The following is a 25,466-nucleotide window of genomic DNA, read 5'->3' as shown; positions in this document are numbered from 1 at the left end:
TTGCAGATCAAAAAATCCCTCAATACATGCTAGTTGCCGCTGATTCAATATAACAATTATAGACACTCCCTTTTATGAAAATGAATGATGAAAAAACCTGTCATTAAGTTAATGGCGTTTAGCCTTGTTCTATTGTGATTGCAGCTTTTTCTTGGCAATGCAGGCAATATCAACAAACATTATTTGCCTGCTGATATTGCAACAGGTAACGGAAGAATAGAAGCGGACCAGATTGATATTACGACTAAGTACGCCGGCTGTGTTAATAGCGCAAGATGAATCTACCTTGGCAGTGTTTGAATTCAAGCGTGTTGCTGTAGTTGATAATCCACCCCTTTTAAAAAAGTATCGCGTTACCTAAAGTTATTACTAAAAATTTATCCTAATGTTGTGGTGACATTACCGCAGTAAATGATGGTAGCTTTTTCGGTCTTATGCTCAGCGCCTTGTTTTATCTATTTGCGCAATAGGTTTTTGCTTGCTAGTGGCTTAAATCACCCAAAGGCAACTGGCTTCAATTTTTGCTAGCGTCATCTTATGTATGCTTATGATAGCCACCTTACAATTTTCAGGAATTGTGCATCACACATCAACACTTGACAGTACAGGCATTAATTAAGTCTCGCCGCAATTAACTATTATTATCACGCTAGGTGCAACATTTTCTCGCCAGCCTTGCCATATTTTAACGTTCTTTAAAAAGCATGACATAAAAAGGTCAAGCTCATACCTATTGTCACTTATCCTAAATTTTTTTTGAATTGTTGCCCTTTTTTAGCAAAATAAAGCCTAACGGTTAGAAACTTGATCATTATCAAAGTTTATTAGCGCACTTATATGATAAAAAAGATCACAGCTAGGCTTAACCAAAGAGAATATTATGCGATTTGAAAGCGCCAGAGATGCACTTAAGCATGCGAAAGAATTCCATCAGCAATTATTTGTTTTTTATCAAAAATTAGCCAAAGATGAAAATATACCAAGAACACAGTTATTGTTGGAATACATGATCAGTGAAGAAAAGAAATTAGCGGAATCACTAGCCAATTATGAAAAAAACACACCATCGGGTGTTTTAGATACTTGGCTACAATATGCCAATGATCAAGAAATTTTAAAACTGCCAATAGTAAAATATCATCCGTCAACACAATCGATGGATGATATTTTAGAATTATCCATGAAAATGAGTGATGAACTCATAGCAGTATACCAAGTCGTAGCAGAGCAAGTTGATGAGCACAAAGTCAAAGACATTTTCAATAACTTAGCTGATATGCAATGGCAAAAACAAAAACGAATATCAATGAATTTTGATAGGTTTATGGATATCTAGCATACCTGAGCAGGCCACAAGTTTTATCTCAAAAGATGCAATACACAATAACTTTGCCTTAGCATGCAAAATAGCGATATCTGCTACTGACAACTATTCGTTATCTTGATTTGTATCAAAATATCGCCTTCAAAAAAGTGTAAATTGGTGCTTCTAGCCATATAAAGTCAACAAAACTTGGGGCACGGTCAATCAATGAAATTTAAAGATTACTACAAAATCCTAGGTTTGGCTGAAAATGCTGATCTAAAGGAAATCAAAACAGTCTATCGCAAGTTAGCCGTTAAATATCATCCTGATAAGAACCCTGAGCCCGGGGCCGAAGAAAAGTTTAAAGAAGTAGCTGAAGCCTACGAAGTATTAAAAGATAAGGGAAGAAGAGCCGAGTACGATAAAATGAGACGCTATGGTTCAGGTTCATCAGACGGTTTTGATGTGCCTCCCGACTGGCAATCTTCGAGCGGTAACAATCAATATCAGTCAAACGAAAATGATGATTTTTCTGACTTTTTTAATTCATTTTTTGCTGACCGAACCAAGTCTAAAAGACACTCACGAGCTCATAGCGAGGATCTATTTAAAGGCCAAGATTTTGAAATGGAATTACCAGTTTTTTTAGAAGAAAGTCTCTCAGGTGTCACTAAACCCATTGAATATCATGTCCCGGCATCCACCAATGGTCAACTCACTAAAATCAAAAAATCGCTTAATGTGAAAGTGCCTAAAGGGGTTAAAGATAATGAGCGAATAAGGTTAAAAGGCCAAGGCGCACCTGGCAGCAACCATAAGTTAAGCGGGGATTTATATCTTATTATTAGATTGGTGCCACATCCATTATTTGATGTACAAGGCTCAAACTTATTATTAAACGTGCCGCTGACGCCTTGGGAAGCTGCACTGGGTATTAAAATTGAAATACCGACACTTGATGGCAAAGTTAAGCTCAACATTCCCGCTAACTGCCAGAGTGGTCAAAAACTGCGAGTAAAAGGTAAAGGACTCAATAGTAAGTCCGGCCAGGGTGACCTAATTACCGTCATCAAAATTGTAATTCCGCCATCAACTACCCTTGAAACAAAACAGTTATGGCAACAACTTGCAGAAGTAGAAAAGTATAACCCCAGAACAGAGTGGAGTTAGCCAACATGACAGACATAAGCTTACATATATCAGTTAATGAGTTGTGTGAAATAGCCGGTATTGAAAAAAACATCATAATAGAAATAGTTGAATACGGCATTGCTGCTCCTATAACAGAGAGTCAAGATTCAGAATGGATTTTTGATTTGGAGAGTGCTCATTGGATCAAAAAAGCCATTAAATTAAACCAACAACTTTTAATTGACTGGGTCGCCATTAGTTTAGTCATAGATTTAATGAAAGAGAAAAAAGCTTGAACAGAAAAATAAGCTTTTAAAAGCTAGACTGAATCGAATTGATTAGTTTAATTGAAATCACTCTATAAAATTAGTCAACAACTGAGTGTTAATGGAGTTTACAACTATGAATAAACCAAGCATTTTTTGGACTGCGAGCATCGTCGTTGTGGTGAGTTTAACCACAGCGAGTTGCAGCAGTAAATTTGCAGAGTCTATGCGTAAGATAACTTACCCCCCGGGTTTTAAATACACTGAACCCACTGAGCTTAGATCTGACATGGCTAGATTATCGCAGCAAATGCTATTACTCGATAAAGCACTCATTAAGGGTTATGAACCAACTCAAGCTGGTGCCAAGGACCAGCGCCAGCAAGTACTGCAAGCATTACAAAACATGGGAAGGACTGCCGCTAAATCAATTACAGGAGAAGCAGGAGGAAATCACCCATTTATGCAAGATCACATGCAAGACTTTGTCGCTGCTATTGACCAAGCAAGAGCCGCTGCCGCTCTTCAAGAGCCAAATTATTATTTTGCAGGTAAAGTTTCTGGTGGCTGTACCAATTGTCACAAAGTAAATAGATGATTTTTTGCTGATATAAGCCTAATAACAATAAGGAAATCAAACGAGAAAATAACAATTGACCATCGTATAACAATTATAACCAAGCGTTACTTGCACTTTATTAATCTGTTAAAGCGATAGTCTTGCTGTAATTGTTGCACTTGAAACTTGACACTAAGGTTTATATATCAGCTCTCCCCTTTGTTTGTAGACTGCCCGTAACTAAACAAGTGATAACCCTTTAGTTAAGTCTATTAATCACGTTAAGTAGTTTCCACAATTCATTAAGTATAATACCGAATAGTATGTAACACGGGTTTGAGTAATTATCATATTAATTTATAGTAAATTTTTAAAGGTAACTCACCATGGAAAAAAATGAGCAAAAAACAGAATTACAAGTCAGTTATAAAGCAATGGTTGATGCCATCGAAGACTTTGTGATAACAGAAGGTAAAACTTTACAGCAGGCCTTTCATGCCGCAGAAGAAAAGCTCAAAGATGCCAAGGAAATTAGCAAAGATAAAATTGAGCAAGCTAGCAAAGACTTAAAAGATAACTTTCGAATGTTAGGTGAAGCTTTCGAAGGTGCAGGTGAAGCCTATAAAGAGCAAATAAAGTTGGAGCTGGCTTTTGTAAATAGTTCAATTTGGGACAAGTTACAAAGTATCGCTAATTCAAATACAGTAGAGTTAATAGCGTTTACCAAGAGCCTTAGAGAACAAGCACAAACTATCATTACAGAACAGCATCTTGCGGCCCACCAAGAACACAGTCAATGGGACTCTGAACATGCTTTATGGCTAGATGAGATAAAGTATTGGACAAAAGAGCAGCAAAAAGCGTTGACTAAACTAGTCGCCATAGAAGAAACCATGCAGCAACAAGCATCAATATTGATGGAGCATACTCAGGCAATTCAAGCTCAAACTAAAGTTGCTCATGAACACGAAAAAATCATGAAAAATGCTGAACATAACTTAAGTAGCGCGAGTAAAGCCAAGGAGAAAAAATCCGCCCCAATGCATCAACACGAGCGGAAGATACACACACAACAACAAGCATTACATCATAAATTAAAAACTCATCATTTTAAAATAATGGCGATGATCAATATGCTTTATAAAGAAACACATAAAGCAGGTTAAAGATAAAATGAACATGAACTAGCTGGGTAAATATACCCCTATTAGACAAATATATTATAGCGCTGAAGCAGTACCTTGTTTTTAGTCGTGTCAGCTCAGCATACGCCATTGATATGACCCTCAAGATACAGTCATATCAATGGCGCATTTCTACATATGCTTTTTTGCCAACATAATAATCTGTGCTATACCCTTTTAGGCTAGTCATTAGTTTACTCAACAGCTAGCTTTAAAATGCTAGCCTTTGGCTTTTTTCCTGTTTTGCAACCTTCTGTAGCCTTTAGCTGTTTGTAATCTACCAATAGTTAAGGCTTATCAGCTGAAAAGTCGATGGATGATATTTTGCGATTATCGATAACAAAAAGTAAATAATTCGTCATGGCATACCGCTGGGCTTAAGATTAGCTGATGATAAAGTGAAGTTAATTTTTAAATCACAATCTGTATACTAACCGAATATCAATAAATTTTGACAGTTTTATGGATATCTAACCTAGCTTAAAAGTTGGTGAATGTTGAACATTAAAAAAGTATTAATTATTGAAGGGGTTATTAACTTCTTATTGATGATGATCAAATTAGCTGTTGGCTTTTCTACCTACTCAACAGCCATATTAGCTGATGCACTCCACTCATTAACCGATATAGCAAACAATATTGTTGCCTGGTTTGCGATCAATCAATCTGAACAACCGCCTGATGAAGATCATCAATATGGTCATAAAAAATTTGTGCCTTTAGCGATATTTTTTCTAGCGACTTTGCTCAGTGTTGTTGCTATTGAGGTTATAGTTCAAGCCGCTAAACGCTTTGGTGAGCCTGTGATAAATAGCTCGATTGGCTTAGGGGCAATGCTTATTGTTTTAGTGCTCAACACTGGCCTTACTTTGTGGGAATCTTTTTGGGCAAAAAAATTAAATTCGACTTTATTACAGGCAGATGCAAGTCACACATTGAGTGATGTACTGACTTCTATTACCGTTATCATTGGCTGGCAATTAGCAGCACGCGGATACTATTGGCTTGATACAGTTTTTGCTATTGCCGTTGCTGTTATTATTATGTTTTTGGCCTACAAGCTATTTTTACAATCCATTCCAATATTGGTTGATAAAAGCCTATTAAACCAAGCTAAAATTGCACACACAGTAACAGAGCTCCCCGAAGTAAAATCAGTTAAATTGGTACGTACCCGTAATGATGGCGAGGCTAATTTTGCTGATATCACCATTAAAGTTGACTTGAACCTTTCTTTAGCTAGCTCACATGAGCTTGCAGATAAAATCGAACACCTTTTAGCAACGCAGTTTAACATTGTCGATACCACTGTTCATATTGAACCCGCTCTTGATGAAAATAAACAAACTCAAGATTGAAAATAAGTTTCATTGGTCAGCGAACTATCCTCAATTAAGTAGTCATTCTCAACAAGGGGTAGCATAAAGTAAAATACTGAGCCGACAGGAATATTTTTAGTATAATGAATGCTGCCGCCGTGCTCTTCAATAATACTTTTTGAAATAGAAAGCCCGATACCCATGCCATTCTTTTTTGTTGAAGAAAATGCTAAAAACAACTTATCTAGCATATGGCTAGACAAGCCACATCCGCTATCAACAACTGATATTTTAATACTCTCAATAGCGGTTAACTGAGTCGTTACTTCAATAACACTGCCATTTTTAAAATCGATGGACTGCATAGCTTCCATGCCATTGCGTAATAAATTTAACAAGACTTGCTGTATTTGTACGAGATCGACCAATACGGTTAATTTTTCGCTACTGTGGCTTATTTTAATATTGATATCACGCATACGAGCATCGTGTTCGGCTAATCTTGCTACTTCGTCAATTAACTTATTGCAATCAAGTAATTCTTTTTGCCTTGCCCCCTGTTTTGTCATGATTTGCATGCGCTCAAGCACTGCACCGGCTCGGTGTGAATGTTGATTCAGCTTTTCGAATATCTCTGGCAATCTTTCGAACTTACCGCTATTACACAGACTTTTACCCGATTGAGAAAATAATGAAATAGCGGTTAACGGCTGATTGACCTCGTGCGCAATACCAGCCGCTATTTCCCCTAATGAATTTAATCTATCGGCATGAGCCATTTGTTCAATGTGCATTCGTCTTTGATCTTCAATGACCCGTTGCTGAGTAATATCTCTGATTAAACCAACAAACATTCTGTCTTCATGGCATTGAATATCATTTATTGAAAGGTGAATGGGAAATACACTGCCATCCTTGCGCTTGGCGTCTAACTCTCGTCCAAAACCAATAATATTGCTTTGGTTGGTACGTATATAGTCAGTTAAATATTGATCATGGTGATTTGCATAAGCGCTCGGCATCAAAAGTTTTACATTGATGTTTTTCACTTCGTCAAAGGTATAACCAAACATGCGTTGCGCCGCGTTATTAAAGCTTTTTATAGCGCCGTTATGATCTATGGTAATCACAGCTTCAACCACTGAATTGACAATAGCATCAGAAAATTTATGACTGCGAATAAGGGCTTTATCCGTGTTTTTAATATCGGTAATATCTGTGATATAGCCCTCGAGGACAGTTTTATTGTTTAACAGTGAGGTAACCGCTTCGCCTTTTTCCCATACGATACGCACCGACTTATTTTTGCATATTATGCGATATTCAAATTCGTAAGATTTTTTCTCACTGACCGCTTGCCTAATAATTTCATATACCCGCTGGTAATCGTCGGGGTGTACAACACTGCGCCATAAAACGCGATGAGACTCAAAGTCGTGCTTAGCATAACCCGTTAACACCTCACAACCTTCACTGACGAGCATCATGGGTCCGTTAGGTTTGTCATAAGCTTGGTATGCCATGCCAGGTAGGTTTTTCAATAAATGCCCTACTTTGTTGCGCTCATCTATGATGATTTTAGTTTTATTTCTTGCCGTTAACGCTGTGTATGTCGCCAAGGTAACAAATACACTCAGCAAAACACCCAGCAAAAATAAAGTCCCTATCATCCAATAATGTGAGCGACTTAAAAATTCGGCTGTGGGTACTATATCAATTCCCCAAATCTGCTGCTGTAATTTAAAATTTGCTTGGCTGCGCCAATCGCGAGTATTTATTGTGGGGGTTGTTTGGTCTGAATATATTTTTTGACCGTCAATGTAGAGTGAAAAATCATGTTCCATCAGCAAATACGAAGGTAAGATTTCAGCTATATAATCCTCGAGAAAAAGTAAGCTACTAATAAAGCCTGCTAATGGTTCATTTAGTGACTTATCATCAAATATTGGCGTGTATATTCCGATTGCCCCGCCACGAATTGAACTCAGTGGCATAGTGATAACGAACTCACCTTTTGCTTTTGCTTTAAATGCGGCAGATAAAGTCTCAGGGTTAAGCGCCAAGTTGAGGTTTTGGTTGATTTTGTTACCCTCAAATGACTTGACTCTGGCAATATGGTAGTCGTTACCAAGCCAAGCAATGACTTGATAACCTCCGCGCGTATCATAGAAATTTTTGCTAATGATGTGCCAGTCGTCATCTGTTATAATTGAAGTAAGTCGAGATGACTTGGCAAATTCTGTTAGGGTTATTATACGGTTTTTTAAGTCGTCTTTAAGTAACGAAGCTATGCCATTAGCTGTACTCTGCGACAAACGATTAATGTGTGCACGGCCTTGCGATTCTATAGAAAAAACCATAAAGGCAATTAAACAAGCCGCCAAAACCCCAGTAATAATTGAATAAAAAAGAAGGCGTTGTTGTGGTGACAAGGATACTCTCCCAGTCTTATCATTTTGTTCATAATCCATATAAACTCAATCTTCCTTAATTTTGACGACGCATTGCCATGATGCCCTTGTTACCCTCACTACCCAGAGAATAATAACCCTAAACATTCACTTTGCCATATAAGCATTTAATCAATAATAGCTTGCTTTATAGCTATTGAAATTAATAATTCAGCACGCTAATTCAGTATTTAAAATAACAGTTTTAATGCTCACAACAGAAGATAGCGTCACAACAGACTTTTAGTCTTCTATATTTATTGATCTATATTTATTGATCTATATTTAGTTTGTTCTTTAACTGTGTTAATAATAGTCGATATCACACTTTGTTAGCACTGGTGATTTTGGTATGGGTTTTTACTGGCTTAATGCATTATTTTAATCACTATCACTCAAGGCTTCAAAGCCAGAGATCACATCAAATAACTCTTCATCTATATCGCTTTGGCGTAGGCGATGAAAGCTTAGGTTCAAATCATTCTGTTGTTCCTCAATATTTTTTTCTGCTCGTTGCATCGCCGCAAGACGACTAGCATTTTCGCTTGCCAATGACTCTGCGCACGCTCTGAACAAGCTAACAAAAAGGTATTCACGTACCAATGCTCTTAGGGTTTTATCTCGTTCAGGTAGCACTTCAGGTAGATTATTCGTCGGCCACTTAAGATCAGTGAAATTTTTTTGTAAGCTTTCACTCAAGGGTAATAACTGTTGACTGACTGGCGTATAAATAGAGTCGACTTGAGGACGATGATGAAAGAGATAAACTTGATCTATTGTGCCTAATTCACGCTGCGCTTCAATGTCAGTCAATATGTCACCTACCAGTGCCGTTATAGCATTAATTGAATTGGGTAGTATAAAGTCGTCTTTAAGGGTGACTTTTTTTTCAGCCCAATGCGTATCAGCTAAACGCGACTTTATACGCTCGCCTACTGCCCAAACAATTTTATGCCCTGTTTTATGCGCTGATATTGTTGCCAAAGTGCGAGTAACAAATTCTGCCATCACTTCATTAAATTGACCCACTAGCCCCTGATCTGAACCAAACACGATCACGCCCACACCAAGTCTATCTTGCTGATTGCTGATTTTTATAACATTAGGGGAGTGGTGTCGTTGAAAACAAGCTATCAGCCCAAATTGAACGGTACGATAATAATCATCAAGTGAGTACACAGCATGCTCATATTGGCTAATACTTGAAGATGCCATAGCCTTCATGGTGCTTACCACGGACTTGAGTTCTTCTGTACTGGTGATTTTTCGCCGTAGACTAGCAACACTGTCAGTCATGTTTTATTGCTCATAAATAATCACTTATCCTTCGCTCTGCATCGTTGATCCTTTATAGTTATTCACTGATAGATAGTTATTCACTGATAAAGCCTCATTAATTAAAACTGTGTTAAGCAATATTACTTTATTGCTTTAACTTTTCATCCTTGGGTGAGTCATTAGCTGAATTATTAGGCAAATATCCTGGGGAATCACTACTTGAATTACTGCTTAAATTACTGGGCCTATCACTGGGCAAAAGTGTGTTCAACGCATCACGTGCAAGCTCAATAATACTCAATCTATCTTCCTTACTTAATGTTTTAACACTTTGTAATCGCTCTGTTATCTCAATAGAAATTTCAGCCGCTGAAACGCGGACCAGATGTTCGGCAGCAGCCATAGCTGTTAGTGGGATGTCATCAAATAGCTTTGCGGTCAAAGCGAGCAGAACAGAAATTTGTTCAACCATAGAAACAGGACTGAATTCCGACTGTTTCAGGCAGGCACGAATACGCCGACCATGTTCAATGATTTTCAGTGTACTGTCATCGAGTTTAGCGCCAAAACGGGCAAAGGTTTCAAGCTCTTCAAATTGTGCATAAGCCAGCTTTAGGTTAGCTGTTACCGCACGGTAGGCAGCGTTTTGTGCCTTACCGCCAACACGTGATACAGATCTTCCTACATCAACCGCCGGCAAAACACCCAGTTCGAACAGCGATGGTGAGAGATAAATTTGGCCATCGGTAATAGAAATAAGATTGGTTGGAATGTAAGCAGAAATATCCTGCGCTTCGGTTTCAATAATAGGCAAAGCAGTCAAGGATCCACCGCCAAGCTCTGCACGCAAATGTGTCGCGCGTTCCAGTAAGCGAGAGTGAATATAAAAAATATCACCCGGGAATGCCTCGCGACCAGGCGGGCGCCGCAACAATAAAGACAGTTCGCGATAGGCACGCGCATGATGGGTCAAATCGTCATAAACAATCAAAACATCACGACCCTTTTGCATAAAATACTCGGCGATGCTTGTTGCCGAATAAGGGGCAATATAGGCAAGTCCCGGTGGTTCATTACCTTCAGTAACCACCACTATAGTATAGGCTAACGCACCTTTTTCGCGAAGCGTTGCAATGACTTTAGCCACACCTGAAGCACGCTGGCCAATGGCACAATATACGCAGAGTACGTTCTGATCTTTCTGATTTAAAATAGTATCAAGAGCAATCGCTGTTTTACCCGTCTGGCGGTCACCCAAAATTAATTCTCGCTGGCCACGCCCAACAGGCACAAGGGCATCAATAACTTTGATACCCGTTTGCAATGGTAAGCTAACCGGTGCGCGATCCATAATAGGCGCAGATGGTCGTTCAACAGGAAGGCGTGTGCTAGTCAGTAATTTCCCCTTAGAGTCTAGCGGTTCACCAATCGGATTAATAATACGACCGATCAGTGCATCGCCCACAGGTACATCAACCACATTACCGCTGCGCTCGACTTCATCACCCACCTGCAAATGCCAATAATCACCAAGCAGTACAACACCAATTTCATTTTCATCCACATTAAAGGCAATACCAGAGATACCGCCTGGGAAGCTAAGTAACTCTTCAAAACCTACGTTAGGCAAACCTGAAACTATGGCAATGCCCGTTGTGATGCGGATAATATTACCGACTTCTTTGGCCTGAAATGGTGGCGTAAAAGCTCCCTGTGCTTTTGCCATGCTTGAAAAAACATCATCAAAGGTTGTTTGTAACACGTTTGCTTTGATAAAATCAGCTTCGGGTTTCATCACCGCCCCTATCAATCATATTGCTGGCTGTTGCCTCAGTAATAACAGTAGTTTCGTTTTTGCTGATTGCTTTTTCACTGATTTGGCTATGATCTAAGCTACTCTCTAAGCTATTGCCTTCACTATTACTCTGTGCTTGGCTTTCAACATGAACTAAGCTTTGTAATATTTGATCAACCCCCTTAGCCAAGGAGGTAAGATAATCACTGATACTCCAGGCTACTTTTTGGCCATTCGCACTGATTTCAATACCACTAACAACGGTTGAATCGATGACAAATTCAAAGGCTATTGCCTCGTTATCGTCATAGCCAAGGGTATGTTTAATCATGCTTTCAATCAGCGCACGCTGTTCCTCTGTTAAAGTAAAGCCTGTACGCACGACCAACGGGGTTTTATTGGTTGGCATCAATTGTTGAAATGCCAACTTAAAGGCTGCCTTTTCTTCAGCGCTGATTGTTTGAAAACGTTGAAGAAACACTAAAACTATTTGTTCTTCTAAGCTTGCTTCTGCTAAATCATTAAGTACCTTGCGAACAATGTTAAACACCTCTTCACTTGCACGTTGGCTAAGAGCATCTTGCAAACTTAGTTGCTCATTTTTAAGTGCAAGCTGAAGTTTTACACGTAAGTCATCTGATTGTTGTCTAACCTCGTCGAGCAAACGCGCGCGCTCAGTTTTAACCTCAGCGCTAAGCTGATTGGTGCGCGTTGTCTGTTGGGCATCAAACACAGCATTTTTATGCACAAACTCATTACGCTGCTGCTCGGCTTCAACGCTTTTTTTATCCGCATTAGCAAGCGCGCTAGCAATGCGCTTTTCACGAGCGTCAATCGCATTGAGAATAGGTCGATATAAAAAACGCTTTAATAACCACGCGAGTATCAGAAAGTTGATGACTTGCGCAAGCACGGTAAACCAATCAATAAGCATAATTTATGGCCCTACCACCTGAGCAGCAAGCACATAATTCCAAAATGGATTGGCGAACAACAAAATCATCGAAACCACAAAACAATAGATGGCAGTAGATTCGATCATTGCCAAACCAACAAATAATGTACGGGTGATGGTTGCCGATGCATCGGGCTGCTGAGCCAAAGAAGACAACGCAACCGCCACTGCCTTACCTTCAGCGAGCGACGGGCCAACAACACCAATAGCAATAGTAATCCCAGCAGTGATAATAGATACCACTGCAATTATAGTCATGCTGTCCATAAGTTCTCCAAAGTTAAGCCTAGTTGTTTATGCATTGTCTAACTGCCCTTGGCGGTAGGTTTTATTGTGCTCGTAGCCGCAGCGATATAGACAGTGGCTAAAATAAAAAATATATAAGCTTGCACAATACCCGTCAGCAAGCCAAGTAAGGTCATCACGATTGGAAACAAAAAAGGTGTAATACTGACAAGAATAGCGATGATCATGGCACCGCTCATCATGTTGCCAAAAAGACGTACGGCCAGAGCCAGCGTACGAGAGATTTCACTGATAATGTTAAAAGGTAGCATGATAAAAGTTGGTTTAGTATAAGAAGCAAGGTAGCTAGCTAGGCCTTGTTCTCGAATACCGTATAGTGGCACCGCGATAAACACACATAGCGCTAGCGCCGCTGTAGTAGACAGTGAACCTGTCGCGGGTTCAAAACCTGGAAACACAGTACCCAAGGCAGAAATGGCAATAAATAAAAACAGTGAACCGAGAAAAGCTAAGTAATGGTGAGGGTGCTTTAAGCCAACGTCTTCGATTTGTTTACTGATATTAATCACCACGACTTCAAGTATATTTTGCCAGCGTGAGCGATGTAAATTAGTGCTTAACTTACGGGTAATCAGCATCGAGCTCAGTACCAACACCAAGATCACCGCCCAAGTGGAAACTATAGTAGCGTTGAGTTTTATAAACCCCAGTTGCCAGAAAATGATTTGATCTGGGCTAAGATTCATAAATGACGGCCATAGGCTGTTTGTTTTTGAACTGGTTCTAACAGTTTATTTTTTCTCGATTCTTTTTGAGGATTTTTATCAACACTTTTTTCAGTACTTTTTTCAGAATATCGTGTTGCCAAAAAGCGCACCACCATAAAACCGACTAAGCCAGCAACCAAGTGGAGCCAGTTGTCACCAAGGATTAAATAAAAACCAGCAATGACCGCACTGGTTCGAAACAACAGGCTAAAGACAAATAACAGCACAACATATTGACTTGATCCAAGCTTACGCACAGTCCACCAAAGGCCTGCAAAATAAAATACACCAAGCATTACCCCAACTAGCAAGGCAAGTAATCCCTCTAAATTATCAATCATCATTATTTTCGTCCTCGTCTCGGTGAATTTCTTTATATTCCTTATCGACCCAGCGCCAAGCAGTAAAACAGCCAAGGCATAAACCGATAATGAGTAAGGTTAATGTCCAAGAGTTTTCGCTTGGATAATGCTCATCTAGCCAAATGCCTAATGCAGCGCTAAGTACTGTTGGTATCGCCACCGACCAGCCCACTAGCCCCATCATACCTAGGCCAGACCATACGGTTTGATTAACATGTCGCTGCGCTTTAAGTTTTCGCGCGGCCATATCCCCAACCTGTTGACTAAACTTAGTGTCACGCTGCTTAGCTTGGGTTAATTTAGTATTGGCTAACTTAACCTCAGCCAATTGCGCTGCATTTAACCTAGCCCCAGGTTTGGGTATGGATTTGGGTTTATCAGGCATCACAATTACCGCTCTTGCTTAAAGGTCACTAGGCGACGTATAAAACCACTTTCAATTTTTACCAGTACCGAGCGCAACTTTTGCTCTTGTTCGTCAAGCTTTATAAATTCTTGCTCTATGGCCTCACGTAACTTAGTCAGTGCTATGCCAGAAATAGCATTACGCACTGAAATCAGCACATCAAAACCTGTTTTAACCAATATACCTTCGTCAACGGCAATATAGACTTCATCAGCGCCTTGGGTTTCAAAGACTAATATTCCTGCAGATAGTGCGATAACACAGTCAAGTCGGTGCGGTAAAATGCCAAATGCACCATCGTTTGTCACCGCAATAATACGCATGACTTGGGCTTGCTCAATAAACACCTTATAGGGTAATAAAACCTTAAGCTTCATCTGTGCTGCTTGCATCCACCCCCTCCTTGGCCATATTTTCATTATTCTCTGCAGTTTGATCATCGGGTGCTAGTGGTTTAACTTTTTCACTAGCCTCCCTAATAGCACCAATCATATACAGCGCATTTTCTGGTGTATCTTTAAACTCGTCTTGGAGTATGCGTTCGCAACCATCTAAAGCATCACTCAAACTCACTAACTTACCCGACATACTAGTGAACTGCTCTGTAGTAAAAAAAGGCTGAGTAAGAAAACGTTCCAGACGACGAGCACGCCCCACCACGTTATGATCCTCGGGTGACAGCTGTTCCATGCCAAGCATGGCAATAATATCTTTAAGATCAGCGTATTGTGCTAAAGTACTACGTATTTTTTGTGCTAAATCATAGTGTCGCTGACCAATAATGCCAGGGGTAGCCATTTTTGAATTGGATTGTAACGGATCGATTGCCGGATATAGCCCTTCACTAGCACGTTTACGCGATAACACAATTGAGGCAGATAAATGCGAAAATGTGTGTACTGCAGCAGGATCAGTAAAGTCATCTGCGGGGACGTATACCGCTTGAATTGAGGTAATCGCTCCACTACCAGTATTGGCAATACGCTCTTCTAGTTGTGACAACTCGGTACCCATGGTCGGCTGATAACCAAGCCGAGCTGGCATATGCCCCATCAAACCAGACACTTCCATACCCGCCTGAATAAAGCGAAATATATTATCAATTAGTAACAGAACATCACGGTGTTCATCATCACGAAAGTATTCCGCCATGGTTAACGCCGCATGACCCACCCGAAAACGCGCTCCTGGTGGCTCATTCATCTGGCCAAACACCATCACCATGTTGTCTAAAACGCCGGCCGCTTTCATCTCTCGGTAGAGTTCTTCACCTTCTCTACAGCGCTCACCAATACCACAAAAAATACTGACCCCCGCATGTTGTCCAACCATGTTGTGAATCATTTCTGTCAGCAATACCGTTTTGCCAACACCCGCACCACCAAACAAGCCAGCTTTACCACCGCGCTCAAGGGGCATTAAGACATCAATTACCTTAATACCGGTCTCAAACACTTCGCTTTTAGTCGCGCGTTTGTCTAAGCTTGGAGGCACATTGTGAACTGAACGCCACTGCACGTCGTTCGGTGGGGCTTCGCGATCAATCACGTTACCAAAAACATCAAACATACGAGACAAAATACCTTTACCTACTAAGGCCTGTAACGGCGCCCCCGTGTCTTGTACTAACATACCACGAGCTAAACCTTGGGTAGGTGTCAAGGCAATACCCCGCACACGACGGATATCGAGTTGTGAAAAAACTTCGATTGAAATTTGATTACTCTCGCCCGCATGCAACAAGGAACGTATGGGGGGAAGTTTATCCGAAAATGCTATATCTACCACACTGCCGCGCACAGCTATCACACGACCCATATTTTTAGTCGCTGTGGCTGGCTTTTTTGGGCCATAGTTTTGAGCATGGCTCTGGTCAGCGTTTTGGTCATTTTTTTTCTCTGACTTTTGCTCAGATACGCCTATATCAGCACTCTGTGAGGTTTTACTTTTACTGTCCATAAAATGCTACAGCATTTTCATTAGGCTGGTTAACATCCAAAGGGGGTATGTTATCGCTATGCTCAAGTGAGCCAAACTTTCGATTAAAACAACCATAGAGCCGCTGATAAGGCAAACCCCAACCGAAATACCTGCGCTTGTAATATGGTTGAATCATGTTGATCTCCTGATAACAAATTTCCATACAGATAACGGCTTACCTAACAGCTGTCTGTTGATCCTTAGTACTAAGTAAAATTATTATAGGGTAGTATTTTTAATAGTTCTTTGCGTTAGCTCAATAAAAGCTGCACTAAATTAATTGGGTAGGTTAGCTAACTGTTTTACCAGTTTATATTTTTATACTCGTCTAATTAAGTAAGTAATTGAAATGTTCTGCATACAACATAAAATGGCTAATAACCTTGGCAATACTTTGCCAATAACAACATCATTTAAATTACCGTTAAGCCACTATCGCGCAAGCAAGTTCGCCATTATTAAACATTTATCCTGCTTGCTTATATTGAAATGCAGTTGAACCATTAAGGAATTTATTGGCGTTTACTAAAAAATAAAAGGCTTTTTCTTCGCTTTCATTCTAATCCAATTTAAGGAATACCTAACCGACTTATGTGCAACAATGGTCTGTTCAAGCTTTTTTTTACCTGGAAACGGCATCAAGCTCAGCCCCATTAACATGGTGAGTAGACCTTGCCCCGGTAAAATTAACATCACCAGCCCACAGATTAACAAGAATAGCCCAACCATAATCTTCACTATGTTGATCATCAAGCTTACGCTCCGATTTATGGGAGTTAAGCGCAAAGTTTCACTCCTATCATCGGCAGAGCTATTTTTTCCAAGTTTATTTTTATGAGCTATATTTTTAAGGCTTAAGTTGTTTCGGACAAAGTATCGTGAATCCATTTGTGTAATGACATAACTTATTAGGATGAAATAAACAATTGCAGCGGCTGTCGTTAAAAACAGGGTTAATAGTATAAAATTAGCATCAAAAGTTGCCATTAAATAGCTTACCACTTGATTATAATATTCTTTAAGCACCTTGGTTTTCCATCATTAATTAACTAGCTGATTTAGCAACGTATTATTTGAGTTGATCTTTATGCAAATATTTGAAGAAGTGGTTCAATGGCTCAGCACCTATTGGGTAACCATCATAGTTATTTTCCATATTAGCTTATCTTTTATAACATCGATACATGTACTTCTGTTCAAAGAAAACGAACGCACATCACTGGCATGGATTGGTCTTGTCATACTTTCGCCTGTTATCGGCAGCCTATTTTATTGGTTATTTGGCATAAATCGTATCCAGCGTTTAGCACAAAAAAAACACCCCCCAACACTTAAGCGAGACTTCTGCTCAACAGAAAAAAACATTAAATTTCACCAGTTACCTAAAAGTTGGCATTCAGCCATTATCGCGGCTCATACTATTCACCCAGTTAATTACCTTGCTAGTAACAGCGTTGAGCCACTGATTAATGGTGATACCGCTTACCCAACCATGATCCAATCTATTGATGACGCTAAGTATTATATTGTTTTATCCAGTTATATATTTGCTTACGATTCACTGGGTCGGCAATTTGTTAATGCTTTAGCTCGAGCGCATCAACGAGGTGTAACGGTAAAGGTTTTACTGGACGGAATTGGTATTGGCTATAGCTGGCAAAAAGTAGACCGTGCCTTAAAAAAAATGGGGGTAAAAACGACTCGTTTTTTACCCGCTATCTCCCTTACCAGCTTTCGCTTTATTAACTTACGAAACCACCGAAAAACACTGTGTATAGATGGTGAAGTAGCCTACATGGGGGGCATAAATATCAGTAAAAGTAATATCATTAAAGCAGCAACACACCCCATTGATGATATTCACTTTAAAGTTACCGGTCCAGTGATTGACCAGATTAGTCAGGTATTCATCGAAGATTGGTTTTTTGCCACCGGCGAGCTTATTAATTTTCCATACGGTCGGCCAAACACTGCTGAGCAAAAAAACAGTCATTCTGTTGTTGCTCGAGTCATACAAGATGGGCCCGATGAACACCATAACAGAGTCAGGTGGACATTAATTAATGCCTTAGTTTGCGCCAATAAGAGTGTAAAAATAATGACACCTTATTTTATCCCGGACCAAACATTAATGACATCACTTCACGCTGCGGCATTGCGTGGCGTGTCAATCGAAATTATTGTGCCTGAGCACAGCGACATTACTTTTATAGACTGGGTAATGGCAGCAAATTTTTCACGAATAATAAAACACGGTATAAAGATATACCAAAACCAAAGACCTTTTGACCACAGTAAAATTGTGATTATCGATAACATTTGGTCGTTTATAGGCTCCAGCAACTGGGACGCCAGAAGTCTGGAGCTGAACTTTGAAATAAACCTAGAATGCTATGATACGAATCTCAATGCAAAACTGACCACCTTTTTTGCCTTAAAAAAGCAGAATGCTAGACTAGTTATTGCAAGAGAATTTAATAGTCTGCCAATCTACAAAAAAATTCGCAACAACTTATTTCGTTTGTTTTCACCTTATTTGTAGGTAGAACCAAACCAAAACCTAACGGTCATAAGTTTTATTAAAGAGGGTTTTTTCATGATTAAAGGTCGATACAGCAAAGTAGAATCGCTGAAAATTATGGGCCACGCTTCGAAGCAGGTATTAGGACCAAACATAGAGATATTGATGTGGAATGTTTTTAAATGCAAAAAAAAAGGCTGGCAAGAGGATTTTATAACACTAATGCGCGACAAAGATTTAATCCTCTTGCAGGAAGCTATTATCAACTCTCCCTTCGACAGCCATTTCAAAGCATCGTTGCAGCATCAGTGGATTATGGCGCGTAGTTTTAAAAACATAAAAACCAACATAGAAACAGGTGTTAAAACCGGATCGACTGTTGCGGCAAAAAGACATTATTATTTCGTGTCTGAACACAGTGAACCCATTTCTAAAACAAAAAAAATGTTATTGGCAAGCATATATCCATTACATGCCCTTGAGCAGTCGTTGCTGGTGGTCAATGCTCATATTATCAACTTTGTTTCTTTCGAAAAATTCAAATCACATTTAGATCAAGTATTTAATACGCTTGAACATCATGACGGGCCGATATTAATGGCCGGTGATTTTAATACCTGGAATAGTAAAAGATTGAAGTATTTTAGTCAGCTCACTGCGTTATTTTCATTAAATGAAGTAAAAATGAAGCGTCAGCCAAGACTAAAGCATTTATTTCAGCACCTTGACCATATTTACTGTCGCGGATTAACTGTTGTCGATGCACATGTAAATACACATATTCACTCTTCTGATCACTACCCTATCAGCTTATCGTTAAGGTGCTAAATCCAACAACAATAAAATAATCGCTCTTGTAGCGGTCATTTTATAAACCACCTTTGGCTATTCAAATATCAAGATTTAGCATGATAGTTCTCCTATTTATTACCTTACACAATTACCTAAATCAAAGTAGTCACAGTCCAAGATAATCAATGATGATAAATCACAGCACAAAACAACCGTAATGAGGTATTACTGTTCATCATATTTTATAAAGAAAGTATTTCTCAAAGGCAATCTTAGCAAAGTGCACCCTCTTGCCTTTTGATGAAAAATTAATCTTAACTATACTCTATCAAGACAATTTTATTTTTGCCGTTGATAAACCCGCTGGTTTATTTGTGCATCGAAGTTATATGGAAAAAGATGAAATTTATGATGCATTACAGGTTTTTGTTGAACTTTCTTGGGATGTAGAAAAATTTATTCGCTTTGTTCAGTGAAATAACTTTATTCAGCTGCAATTATAATGACCGAATTTATATCTCTTTCTATTAACGCAGCATAAATATGTTGCACCTTATTGTTATTATTATCTGTAAATTTAGGACCTTTTATACTTACCGTATTCACGAACATTTCATTACGGTAACTTTCGCGTTCTTGAGCAAAAGCTAGCATCATTTTTTGATCCTCGGTTACGGGGCGATTGAGTAATGACATCATTAAATGATGATCAGAGGTCAATATTTTTCTCTCTATTTTTACGTTATTTGTTGAGCTGCAAGCAGTAAGTAATAAAGTGAATATGATCGTCATTAAGGTCAAAATATTTTTCATGATCTGTCAATAATAAAACAAGTGATACATGTAAACGGCAAATGATATGCCAAGTATATTTTTGAAATTTAATACTCAGTGGTCTTTTCAATTATTAGTCATCTAAGCTTATGTTACTAAAGTGAAAAATCGAAAGTGACATTATTCTATATTCTTGATGAATTATGTTTTTAGTGCTGGTAAAAGAGCTCGTTGATGTTTTTATTTTTAATGCGTCAAAGAAATAGCGATAACAAATCATTGCTATTTTTATAATTATTTCAAATGATTTTTCTTCAGAAACAGAACGGAGTAACGTATTAATACCTATCTTAGCACATGTCTTTGCGTTAACTTTTTTAACAATAATGGCAGCATATAAACTATAGGTGCCACATTTTGATGGTAAGTTGCCTGGAACAACAACAGAGTCCGCTGGTGCGCGACCCTCATGTATTTCACCTTTTTCTCTGACAAAAAAACCTGTGCTTTGACCAATATAAACTCCCATATTATGACTTACCCATTACATTTTTAGTCTAGTATTGTTACTGTTGATTTACTAATGTGATGCGTTATACCAATCAAACTAATGCTTTTAAATGGAGATAACTACTATGACCAAGTCGATACAATGTTTGAAGCAACTTGAAATTAACGGTGAAGTTTGCAACTACCACAGTTTTGATGGTTTGGCAGATAAGTATGATCTTTCACGTTTGCCTTTTGCCGCTAAAATTCTTTTGGAAAATTTATTGCGTCATGCGGATAGTGACTTTGTTCAGCAGGCGGATATTGAAACCTTAGCCAAATGGGATGTAGACAACTGGCAGGATACCGAAATTGCCTTTGTACCTTCTCGTGTTATTTTGCAGGACTTTACTGGCGTGCCGGCTGTAGTTGATTTAGCGGCGATGCGTGATGCTATCGTAAAAATGGGTGGCAAAGCAGAAAAAATCAATCCGTTAAATCCGGTAGAGCTGGTAATTGACCATTCGGTGATGGTAGACGTATTCGGTCAAGCCGATGCAATGGAAAAAAACACCGCCATTGAATTTCAACGTAATCGTGAACGCTATCAATTTTTGCGCTGGGGCCAACAAAGTTTTGATAACTTTAAAGTAGTCCCCCCAGGGCGCGGTATTGTCCATCAGGTTAATCTGGAATATTTAGCCAGAGTGGTATTCAAAAAATCGGATGAAGATAATTTACTTTATCCAGATACCTTGGTTGGTACCGATTCACATACCACCATGATTAATGGCTTAGGTGTTTTGGGTTGGGGAGTTGGCGGCATAGAAGCTGAAGCAGCCATGTTAGGGCAACCCGTCACCATGTTATTACCAAAAATAGTCGGTTTTGAATTAACCGGTAAGTTACCTGCAGGTACTACAGCCACTGATTTAGTCTTGACCGTGACCGAACAGTTACGTGCTGCCGGCGTAGTAGGTAAGTTTGTTGAGTTTTTTGGTGCAGGCGTGAACGAACTAACCTTGGCCGACAGAGCCACTATTGCCAATATGGCGCCCGAGTATGGGGCGACTTGTGGTATTTTTCCTATTGATCACCAAACAACAGACTATTTGCAATTAACCGGGCGTAACAGCGAGCATATTGACCGCATTAAAACTTATTTAAAAGTAATGGATATGTGGGGCACCGAGTCTCAACAACATGCGGTTTATCACAGCCGGCTATCGTTAAAACTAGATGAAGTGGTGCCTTCTATTGCGGGTCCCAAACGTCCACAGGACAGAATTTCATTAGACCAAGCAGGCCTTGCTTATCGTGACTGGTTGGCTTTACAAAATGGCATCAAACAAGTTGATTCCAACCAAAGTGAAAGTGGTTTTGAAAACGAAGGCGGACAACCCTCGGTAATGCTACCTGCAAGTGATGAAACTTCAGGCGTACCTTGTCAGTATGCGGGTGAAAATTTTACATTAAAACATGGAGCAGTGGTAATTGCGGCAATTACTAGCTGTACTAACACCTCGAATCCATCGGTATTAATTGCCGCAGGTTTGTTAGCTAGAAATGCCAGACAAAGGGGATTAGATGTTAAACCTTGGGTGAAAACCAGTTTTGCACCCGGTTCACAAGTGGTCACCGACTATTTGTTAAAATCAGGCTTAAATAAAGACCTAGATGCCCTTGGCTTTCAGCTAGTGGGATATGGCTGTACTACTTGTATTGGTAATTCAGGTCCCCTACCCAGAGAAATTAGTGAAGCCATTCATCAAGGTGACTTGTCTGTTACCTCGGCTTTATCGGGCAATCGCAACTTTGAAGGACGTATTCACCCCGAAGTACAGGCCAATTATTTAGCCTCGCCACCGCTAGTGGTGGCCTACGCACTGGCCGGTAATATGAAGATAGACATTACGACTGAGTCTTTGGGTAATGATACTTCAGGTAAGCCAGTTTACTTGCATGACATCTGGCCAGATAGTAAGGAAATTAAGCAAGTTATAGAAAAGGTTATTGACAGTTCAATGTTTATCTCTCGCTATGCCGATGTTTATAGCGGTAATAAAGACTGGCAAGCACTGGATATAGTAGAAAGCCAAAAGTATGATTGGCCAGATTCTACTTACGTCAAACTACCCCCATTTTTTGACAATATTACCGCTAAAATACCCGATATTAACCCGATTAAAAATGCCCGATGCTTGTTAAAATTGGGCGATAGTGTCACCACAGATCATATATCACCTGCCGGTTCAATTGCGTTAGATAGCCCAGCAGCTGCATATTTACAAAGTGCTGGAGTATCGCCTAAAGATTTTAATTCCTATGGTTCTAGACGCGGAAATCATGAAGTGATGATGCGCGGTACTTTTGCTAATGTGCGTTTACGTAATTTATTAGCGCCAGGCACCGAAGGCTGTTGGACTCGACTAATGCCATCGGGTGAAAAAATGAGTGTTTTTGATGCTGCCATGCAATACCAACAACAAAAAGTTGCTTCGATTGTACTCGCTGGAAAAGAATATGGTACGGGCAGCTCTCGTGACTGGGCCGCTAAAGGGCCAGCCTTATTGGGCGTCAAAGCGGTTATCGCACAAAGTTATGAACGTATTCATCGCTCTAACTTAGTCGGCATGGGGATTTTACCATTACAGTTTATGCCTGGTGATAGTGCCGAGTCATTAAAGCTCACAGGGGAAGAGCAATTCAATATTCCAGCCGTGAGTGCAGGACAAAAAACAGTGAAAGTGTCGCTCACAACTCAAGATGGCAGTAACCGCTCTTTTGATGTGAATATTCGCATTGATACACCAAACGAGTTTAATTATTACCAACATGGGGGCATATTACATTTTGTGCTACGTAATTTAGCCGCCTCAGACTAGCCTCATGACTGTTTCGCGATAGATAAAAGATAGGCCATACTTTATTGGTCTGTCTTATGATTGGCGCAGGTGTCGTTGTTTAACCCTCTGCGCTTTTTTTTAGCTATTTCAACCTAAATAATGTCACGAATTAACTACTACTAAATTTATTTGCTCGCTTTTTCTGGTGAATCTACTTAAAACTGATATTTTTTTATGCGAGAAACGAGCTGTTAATTTTTTATATAGGTTAAGCTTTATTAATAAATTGTGTTGGCGTTAATCTCAGCTATTTTTTGCCAATCCAGCCTTTGTGCCAAAAATAAAGTAGCATCACGATAGTAAGCAATATAAAAACACACCATATTACTGGATAAGCCCAGCGCCAAGTTAATTCGGGCATATACTGGAAATTCATCCCGTAGACACCGACAATAAAGGTTAATGGAATAAACACTGAGGCCATAATAGTTAACACCTTCATGATTTCATTCATACGATTTGACACGGCAGACATGTATAAATCGGTCAGGCCACTCGCCATCTCACGATAGGACTCTATAATCTCAACAATTTGAATTGTGTGCTCATAAACATCACGTAAATAGGGCTTGGTGGCATCAGTGATGCGACCATCCTCTTCACGATAGAGTTGATCAACAACTTCTCGCATTGGCCAAACCACACGTCGCAAAAGGACAAGTTGCTGTTTAACACTATGGATGCTGTGCAAGACTCCCTCTGAGGGGTTATTCAGCGTGACCTGTTCAAGCTCTTCAAGCACATCACCATATTGTTCGAGCACCGGAAAACAATGATCAACAATGGCATCAAGTAGTGCATAGAGCAGATAATCTGTGCCATATTTGCGAATGCGCACATTATCTTTTTGCAGTCGGTCACGGATAGGTTGCCAGACATCACCTTTTTTTTCCTGAAAAGTGATCAAGACATTATCATAAAGAAAAAGACTGACTTGCTCAGAATCTAGTGCCTTACTCCTTGCTATGTTATGGGTGTTACTAGGTTCGATTTGAATCAGTTTCATTATACGCAAGATGATCGTCGAAGAGCTCGACTCTAGGACGTTGAGGAATATGCATAACGTCTTCTGCCGCTAGCGTGTGAAACTCAAAATGTTGCCGAAATTGATTAATGACATAAGGGTGCGGTGGACTGATGTTGATCCATCTGACGGTCACCCAGTCGAGCAGTGGTTTAGCAAGAAATTCGTCAAGATCAGTAATATTACCGGTTTCAAGTTGACTAGCACAATAATCGATATAATTAATAAAAATACTGTCAGATGCAGGGGCAGTAGAAGCATCGGCAATATGTTCAATACCAGGTAAGGCTCTTGGTTTAACTGGGTGCTGACGATTTTTAGACCTGACGCCAGACAGGCTTAACGTAGAACCAAGTAAATTAATGCCTTGGTTAGATTTGCCAATAACAACCTTAGCAGTGCTATTTTTACTATTATGTGCTTTTTTAGCCATATTCATCCCTTATACCTATTGAAATAATCAATCCGGATCAAGAAAACGCTAGTACGGACTTTGCCAAATGCATTCAAGGCGTAACAGACTTTACACGCACCAACCTATAACTATAATTTATGCTAATAAAATTAGCAGCGATAAATAACAATAAAGCCAATTTAACTTCCTAATCTGTCTGAGGTGTTTTCGACCATATTTTGTGCCTCATGAAATATTTGATACAAACGTTTTACACTGAGAAAATATTCTGTATAAATGTTTAAGAATCTCTAAGTAGTAACAGATTTTGTAATATTAGCCAATGTCTGCGCTGATGCTAATTTAACCACTAATAAACTGACCAAAGCTTTGACTTATTCAGTTATTCTGTTCAAAAACGGTATTTACTCACTACTCTTGTTTATTAATGCAAATATATTGCCTGTGTCATTACTTATGCTCGCTATAAAGCATAGTTTAACAGCCTAAAGATTACGCGTGCTACCAATAAAAAAGTAAGTCATTGTTTTTATGTGAAATT

The 25,466-nt window shown here is 39.4% G+C and carries 24 protein-coding genes and 1 pseudogene; 10 read left to right on the top strand and 15 right to left on the bottom strand.

Annotation, left to right across the window (positions count from 1 at the left end; translation table 11 throughout):
* Positions 1-880 precede the first annotated feature (880 nt).
* The 6 genes from H4J46_RS06995 to H4J46_RS06970 all read left to right on the top strand — a co-directional run bounded on the left by H4J46_RS06995 (position 881) and on the right by H4J46_RS06970 (position 5,804).
* Positions 881-1,336: a hypothetical protein gene (locus tag H4J46_RS06995; RefSeq protein WP_182232810.1), complete on the top strand. Its 456-nt coding sequence runs from the start codon at positions 881-883 to the stop codon at positions 1,334-1,336.
* A 195-nt stretch (positions 1,337-1,531) separates the two neighbouring features.
* Complete coding sequence (locus H4J46_RS06990; protein WP_182232809.1) at positions 1,532-2,476, top strand: DnaJ C-terminal domain-containing protein; 945 nt, start codon at positions 1,532-1,534, stop codon at positions 2,474-2,476.
* 5 nt (positions 2,477-2,481) lie between these two features.
* Positions 2,482-2,733: a chaperone modulator CbpM gene (locus H4J46_RS06985; protein ID WP_259365715.1), complete on the top strand. Its 252-nt coding sequence runs from the start codon at positions 2,482-2,484 to the stop codon at positions 2,731-2,733.
* A 106-nt stretch (positions 2,734-2,839) separates the two neighbouring features.
* Positions 2,840-3,301, top strand: coding sequence for a hypothetical protein (locus tag H4J46_RS06980; RefSeq protein WP_182232808.1), 462 nt, complete (start codon positions 2,840-2,842; stop codon positions 3,299-3,301).
* A gap of 347 nt (positions 3,302-3,648) precedes the next feature.
* Positions 3,649-4,428: a zinc ribbon-containing protein gene (locus H4J46_RS06975; protein WP_182232807.1), complete on the top strand. Its 780-nt coding sequence runs from the start codon at positions 3,649-3,651 to the stop codon at positions 4,426-4,428.
* 512 nt (positions 4,429-4,940) lie between these two features.
* Positions 4,941-5,804 (top strand): cation diffusion facilitator family transporter, encoded by an 864-nt coding sequence (locus H4J46_RS06970; protein ID WP_259365714.1) that lies wholly within the window; start codon positions 4,941-4,943, stop codon positions 5,802-5,804.
* Here H4J46_RS06970 and H4J46_RS06965 read toward each other — a convergent pair.
* The 11 genes from H4J46_RS06965 to H4J46_RS06915 all read right to left on the bottom strand — a co-directional run bounded on the left by H4J46_RS06965 (position 5,795) and on the right by H4J46_RS06915 (position 17,030).
* The gene (locus H4J46_RS06965) at positions 5,795-8,236 is read right to left on the bottom strand and encodes a PAS domain S-box protein (RefSeq protein WP_182232806.1); all 2,442 of its coding nucleotides are present in this window, start codon (positions 8,234-8,236) and stop codon (positions 5,795-5,797) included. The genes H4J46_RS06970 and H4J46_RS06965 overlap by 10 nt on opposite strands.
* Positions 8,237-8,596: 360 nt before the next feature.
* Positions 8,597-9,511, bottom strand: coding sequence for a F0F1 ATP synthase subunit gamma (locus H4J46_RS06960; protein ID WP_182232805.1), 915 nt, complete (start codon positions 9,509-9,511; stop codon positions 8,597-8,599).
* A 127-nt stretch (positions 9,512-9,638) separates the two neighbouring features.
* Positions 9,639-11,288, bottom strand: a complete 1,650-nt coding sequence (locus H4J46_RS06955) for an alternate F1F0 ATPase, F1 subunit alpha (RefSeq protein ID WP_182232804.1) — start codon at positions 11,286-11,288, stop codon at positions 9,639-9,641.
* The gene (locus H4J46_RS06950) at positions 11,272-12,222 is read right to left on the bottom strand and encodes a F0F1 ATP synthase subunit B (protein WP_182232803.1); all 951 of its coding nucleotides are present in this window, start codon (positions 12,220-12,222) and stop codon (positions 11,272-11,274) included. The genes H4J46_RS06955 and H4J46_RS06950 overlap by 17 nt, the downstream gene beginning before the upstream one ends.
* 3 nt (positions 12,223-12,225) lie before the next feature.
* Positions 12,226-12,510, bottom strand: coding sequence for a F0F1 ATP synthase subunit C (locus H4J46_RS06945; RefSeq protein ID WP_182137951.1), 285 nt, complete (start codon positions 12,508-12,510; stop codon positions 12,226-12,228).
* Between the two features lie 38 nt (positions 12,511-12,548).
* Entirely contained in the window at positions 12,549-13,235 is a 687-nt protein-coding gene (locus H4J46_RS06940) for a F0F1 ATP synthase subunit A (protein ID WP_182232802.1), read from the bottom strand.
* Positions 13,232-13,600 carry an ATP synthase subunit I gene (locus H4J46_RS06935; protein WP_182232801.1) on the bottom strand — a complete coding sequence of 123 codons (369 nt, stop codon included), beginning with the start codon at positions 13,598-13,600 and terminating at the stop codon, positions 13,232-13,234. The genes H4J46_RS06940 and H4J46_RS06935 overlap by 4 nt, the downstream gene beginning before the upstream one ends.
* The gene (locus tag H4J46_RS06930; RefSeq protein ID WP_182232800.1) at positions 13,590-14,003 is read right to left on the bottom strand and encodes an AtpZ/AtpI family protein; all 414 of its coding nucleotides are present in this window, start codon (positions 14,001-14,003) and stop codon (positions 13,590-13,592) included. Before H4J46_RS06930 ends, H4J46_RS06935 begins: the two co-directional genes overlap by 11 nt.
* 5 nt (positions 14,004-14,008) lie before the next feature.
* Positions 14,009-14,416 carry a F0F1 ATP synthase subunit epsilon gene (locus H4J46_RS06925; protein ID WP_182232799.1) on the bottom strand — a complete coding sequence of 136 codons (408 nt, stop codon included), beginning with the start codon at positions 14,414-14,416 and terminating at the stop codon, positions 14,009-14,011.
* Complete coding sequence (gene atpD / locus H4J46_RS06920) at positions 14,391-15,842, bottom strand: F0F1 ATP synthase subunit beta (protein ID WP_182232861.1); 1,452 nt, start codon at positions 15,840-15,842, stop codon at positions 14,391-14,393. Before atpD ends, H4J46_RS06925 begins: the two co-directional genes overlap by 26 nt.
* Before the next feature lie 687 nt (positions 15,843-16,529).
* Positions 16,530-17,030, bottom strand: coding sequence for a hypothetical protein (locus H4J46_RS06915; protein ID WP_182232798.1), 501 nt, complete (start codon positions 17,028-17,030; stop codon positions 16,530-16,532).
* A gap of 61 nt (positions 17,031-17,091) precedes the next feature.
* On the opposite strand from H4J46_RS06915, the gene cls reads away from it, so the two are divergent.
* From cls to H4J46_RS06900, 3 genes are all read left to right on the top strand, one after another.
* Positions 17,092-18,546 carry a cardiolipin synthase gene (gene cls, locus H4J46_RS06910; protein WP_182232797.1) on the top strand — a complete coding sequence of 485 codons (1,455 nt, stop codon included), beginning with the start codon at positions 17,092-17,094 and terminating at the stop codon, positions 18,544-18,546.
* Between the two features lie 54 nt (positions 18,547-18,600).
* Positions 18,601-19,353: an endonuclease/exonuclease/phosphatase family protein gene (locus tag H4J46_RS06905; RefSeq protein ID WP_182232796.1), complete on the top strand. Its 753-nt coding sequence runs from the start codon at positions 18,601-18,603 to the stop codon at positions 19,351-19,353.
* 254 nt (positions 19,354-19,607) lie between these two features.
* Positions 19,608-19,793, top strand: a complete 186-nt coding sequence (locus H4J46_RS06900; RefSeq protein WP_182232795.1) for a hypothetical protein — start codon at positions 19,608-19,610, stop codon at positions 19,791-19,793.
* 7 nt (positions 19,794-19,800) lie between these two features.
* Here the strand turns inward: H4J46_RS06900 and H4J46_RS06895 are convergent, their stop codons facing one another.
* Both H4J46_RS06895 and dapD read right to left on the bottom strand, forming a co-directional pair.
* Entirely contained in the window at positions 19,801-20,037 is a 237-nt protein-coding gene (locus tag H4J46_RS06895; protein WP_182232794.1) for a hypothetical protein, read from the bottom strand.
* A 373-nt stretch (positions 20,038-20,410) separates the two neighbouring features.
* Positions 20,411-20,623 (bottom strand): annotated as a pseudogene (dapD, locus tag H4J46_RS06890) (2,3,4,5-tetrahydropyridine-2,6-dicarboxylate N-succinyltransferase); the annotation flags it as partial.
* A gap of 103 nt (positions 20,624-20,726) precedes the next feature.
* Between dapD and acnA the strand changes: the two are divergent.
* Entirely contained in the window at positions 20,727-23,465 is a 2,739-nt protein-coding gene (gene acnA / locus H4J46_RS06885) for an aconitate hydratase AcnA (RefSeq protein ID WP_182232793.1), read from the top strand.
* 268 nt (positions 23,466-23,733) lie between these two features.
* Here acnA and corA read toward each other — a convergent pair whose 3' ends face one another.
* The gene (corA, locus tag H4J46_RS17140; RefSeq protein WP_259365713.1) at positions 23,734-24,492 is read right to left on the bottom strand and encodes a magnesium/cobalt transporter CorA; all 759 of its coding nucleotides are present in this window, start codon (positions 24,490-24,492) and stop codon (positions 23,734-23,736) included.
* Positions 24,467-24,943 carry a hypothetical protein gene (locus H4J46_RS17135; RefSeq protein ID WP_259365712.1) on the bottom strand — a complete coding sequence of 159 codons (477 nt, stop codon included), beginning with the start codon at positions 24,941-24,943 and terminating at the stop codon, positions 24,467-24,469. The genes corA and H4J46_RS17135 overlap by 26 nt, the downstream gene beginning before the upstream one ends.
* Positions 24,944-25,466: the final 523 nt, after the last annotated feature.

Source organism: Colwellia sp. MB02u-6 (assembly GCF_014077095.1).
GTDB lineage: Bacteria > Pseudomonadota > Gammaproteobacteria > Enterobacterales > Alteromonadaceae > Cognaticolwellia.
Note: the sequence above shows the minus strand (reverse complement) of the source record. Positions and strands in the feature narration are given on the sequence as shown.